The following is a 3,606-nucleotide window of genomic DNA, read 5'->3' as shown; positions in this document are numbered from 1 at the left end:
TGGATCTGGGGCAGGGGGGCGTAGGGCATAGCGTTTTTGCCAGAAGCTACCTCATGTGCACTAATAAGTCAAAGATCACTTACAAACAATAAGCTTAGATTTATTGTGTTCACACAAGTATGCCGAAATTATTACTGATGTTACGCAGCAGGTGAGAGGGCTAGGCCGCCTTGTTTGAGTTGCTGCAACTCAGCAAAGGCCGATCGGACGGCCTTCACATACAACTTCGTCTTCAAGGTGAAGTGGTTCTTTGACGTAGTTAGCTTCAAACGCTCCAGCTTTACAAAGGCCAGGAGCGCGCAGAAAAGATGGTTCGTCTGCGTCGTCTCCGTCCGTGTGGGCGACTTCGCGAGCGTGACGTTCTGCTTGAGACTCTTATGGTATTCCTCGACGTTCCATCGTCTTTGATAGATCGCCGAGAGATCGTCTCCGCTGAGCGTCACATCGCTGGTGAGCAGATACCGCTCGCCTCGGCTTCCGTCCTCGTTCGTGAAGACCTGCCGCAGAAGACGCAACGCGAAGGGCACGCCCTCGATGCCGTCGAGGGCGGCCGAGGTGCGCCTCAACAAGACGACCCGGTTCCAGATCCAGCTTCGAGGCTGAGCGTCACCTTGCGGTTCGATTTGAGCGGAAAGATGAACTCCCGCTCAAGTTCCAGCTTCACGTAGCGCATGTTCTCGGCGCTGGCGTACCAGAGATCGGCCAGGACAAAGCGGAAAGGCAGCTTATTGTCGCTACAGGCCTTGAGCATCGTCCGCATCCGCTCATTCTTCGTCCTGGCGCTGCGCCGTTTCTCCTTGCCGGTCTTCTGGTCAAGGTAGGGCTCGGTCTTGTCAACCAGATCGAAACTCACCGGCACCGAGAGCGCCACTCCCTCGTGCTCGGTCACGTAGAGCGCCGTGATGAGGTTGAGGTCTTTGACGGTGCGTCCTTTGGCATGATCGAAGTGCCAGCAGATGATCTCGTTCTCGTCGGTGTAGGGCTTCTCCTCAATCGTGTCGTCGATGACGAGTATCGCATCGTCGCGCTCGACCTGGCGCAGAGCGGCTTCACCGCACGCCAGAGATCGTCGGCGCTCTGGCGCTGAGAGCCGAGCAGGCGCGTGATGCGGTCGTGGCTGACCTTGTCGTCGAGCAGATGGGCGAGGCCGGTGGCCGTGATCTGTCCGAAGGAGGAGATGAGATAGTCCGTGTAGAGGTCGCGCAGGTGCTTCTTCATAGGCGGTCTAGGTAGGTTAGCGGGGACGTTGAAGCTACTACGAAAACTCGCCAATGCGTAACATCAGTAAAATAACAGTTACAAATGGACCCAAGCTAACGGGAACCACTGGAACGGCCAGGTTATTGGTGGGGCGATGTGGGATGTTCGCCAAGTCGTCGGCTCGACCATCGGCGACGACCTCGCCTTCAAGACACTCCAGATAACCTCACATGCATACGACTTCGATGCCTTTCGCACGAACGTTTGACAAATACATCATGAAAAAAGGAATATTAATCGGGTTGACCATCCTCTTGACACATTTGACTAATGCACAAGACTGTAGTTGTGCAGACAATTTTGCTTGGCTAAAAGAAACTATTGAGAAAAATGAAGCTAGTTTTCAATACATGGTTGAGCAAAAAGGAGAGCAGGAATATCAGAAACATAGTGACACCTATGCCGACAAGGTGAAAACGATTACGGACAAACAAGAATGTGCTGAGACGCTTTTAAATTGGTTGAGATTTTTTCAGCATGGACACTTATGGATTGGGCTGAACAATGACCATAACTCTAATGGACAGGATGGTGTAGACACTGTCAAAATCAGAGAGCAGTTTAGTACATGGGAAACATATCCGTATAATGAAGAGGAGTTCAATTCTTATGTTTCAAAAATTACAGAACCGGGATTTGAGGGCATCTGGAATTCTCCATCCTATACAATTGGAATCAGGAAAGTAAAAGATGAATATATAGGGTTTGTTATTGAAGCAGACGGAGTGTACTGGAGCAAATCACAGGTCAAGTTCAAAATCAGAAGAGAAAACAACAAATTCACCGCTACGTATTACATGCAAGACCATTCTCCAAAAGAATTTTCAGACGTTGAACTGCTTGGTAACAATTATTTGCAAATGGGCTTTGTAACACTGAAAAGGGTTAAACCAATATTTCCGGCTGACAAACATGTTGACATGTATTTTAGGTTCATGACAACACAAGTTCCTCTTTTTGAGAAACTTTCAGACAACACTGCAATACTGAGAATCCCTTCGTTTTCACTTTCTGAAAAGAAATTCATTGATAGCATAATTGATGCTAACTGGCAAACAATTACAAGCACTGAAAATCTTATCATTGATTTGCGCAATAATGGTGGTGGCAGTGATTTGAGTTATGAAAAAATTCTTCCAATTATTTACACCAATCCTATCAGAACAGTTGGCGTAGAGCTACTGTCAACCCCCTTGAATAACCAAGCATTAATTGAATTTATGAATGACCCTGACTTGTCAGAAGAAGATAAAAATTGGGTAAATGACGCGTTGGAAAAACTGAATCAACACATTGGAGAGTTTGTAAACCTTGACAGTACAATTGTTACGATTAAAACCTTTGATACGATTTATCCTTATCCTAAAAACGTGGGAATAATCATTGACAAAGGTTCTGCTAGCGCGACAGAGCAATTTCTTTTAGCAGCCAAGCAAAGCAAAAAAGTAAAACTTTTCGGCACAACAACAGCTGGAGTTCTCGATTTCTCTAACATGTATTTTGTAGACTCGCCATGTAAGGACTTAAAATTGGGTTACAGCATATCGAGAAGTATGCGAATACCCGATATGACAATTGATGGCAAAGGCATCCAACCCGACTATTACATCGACAAAACAATTTCAAAATACGACTGGATTGACTTTGTAAACAGAATACTTAATTACGAAGAAAAATAAGAATGAACGCACCACAACACCGGCTAAGAAAACATGCGGGCTGACAGGGTAAAATGTAAGTACACGACAAAACATGGAAGGCTGGGCGTAAGGCTCGCCGGTCGTGACCCAGCAAATGCCTCTGCAGGTAACCCAGCCCGTACCGAAAGAGCGAGACGGCCTGCCGTCCATGCGACTTGATCACGATGGGCCGTTGTTGCTGACGCCACTGCCCCACCTTCACCGCCCATACCAGCGCCACCGCCAGTACCCCCATCAGCTTCTCCAACTGCTCGGCCTCCTTCATATGCGTCGCCTCCAGATCTAAGGATCGTGGCCGATCCGTCCGGCTCTCGAATGCCGCGAAGGTGTGCTCGATCGCCACCGCCTGGCATACATCGCCAGGGCCTGTTACGGCCGCTCGTTGGTTACCACGATCCACGGCTCGTCGGCCTCGCGCGCAGCCACGACATAGACCGCGTGGCCGTAGATCACGCGCTTCTCGCGCAGCCTGCGCCGTCCGTACAGCGCCAGGGCCGAAAATTCGTCCCCCGCGCGCACCGTGACCCCCGTGCCCCGATGTCGCATCCGGGCGCCGCGCGTGGTCAGCGGCTCGCCGAAGCGCAGCAGCGCCACCGCTACGCCGCGCTCCGAACGCGTAGGCGTCCGATGCGGCGAGGCCTTATTT

General features: G+C 49.8%; 3 protein-coding genes and 1 pseudogene. 1 reads left to right on the top strand and 3 read right to left on the bottom strand.

Annotation, left to right across the window (positions count from 1 at the left end; translation table 11 throughout):
- Window positions 1–140: 140 nt before the first annotated feature.
- Window positions 141–1,218: pseudogene (locus D6694_10140) on the bottom strand (IS701 family transposase).
- Window positions 1,219–1,430: 212 nt separating this feature from the next.
- Here D6694_10140 and D6694_10135 point away from each other — a divergent pair.
- Entirely contained in the window at window positions 1,431–2,939 is a 1,509-nt protein-coding gene (locus D6694_10135) for a peptidase S41 (GenBank protein ID RMH40315.1), read from the top strand.
- A 23-nt stretch (window positions 2,940–2,962) separates the two neighbouring features.
- Here D6694_10135 and D6694_10130 read toward each other — a convergent pair whose 3' ends face one another.
- Both D6694_10130 and D6694_10125 read right to left on the bottom strand, forming a co-directional pair.
- Window positions 2,963–3,313 (bottom strand): hypothetical protein, encoded by a 351-nt coding sequence (locus D6694_10130; GenBank protein RMH40314.1) that lies wholly within the window; start codon window positions 3,311–3,313, stop codon window positions 2,963–2,965.
- A 16-nt stretch (window positions 3,314–3,329) separates the two neighbouring features.
- Window positions 3,330–3,606: hypothetical protein (locus D6694_10125; GenBank protein RMH40313.1), on the bottom strand; the 277-nt coding region annotated here is incomplete at its 5' end.

Source organism: Gammaproteobacteria bacterium (assembly GCA_003696665.1).
Classification (GTDB): Bacteria; Pseudomonadota; Gammaproteobacteria; order Enterobacterales.
The sequence above is the reverse complement of the archived record's forward strand: the minus strand, read 5'-3'. Positions and strand labels throughout refer to the sequence as shown.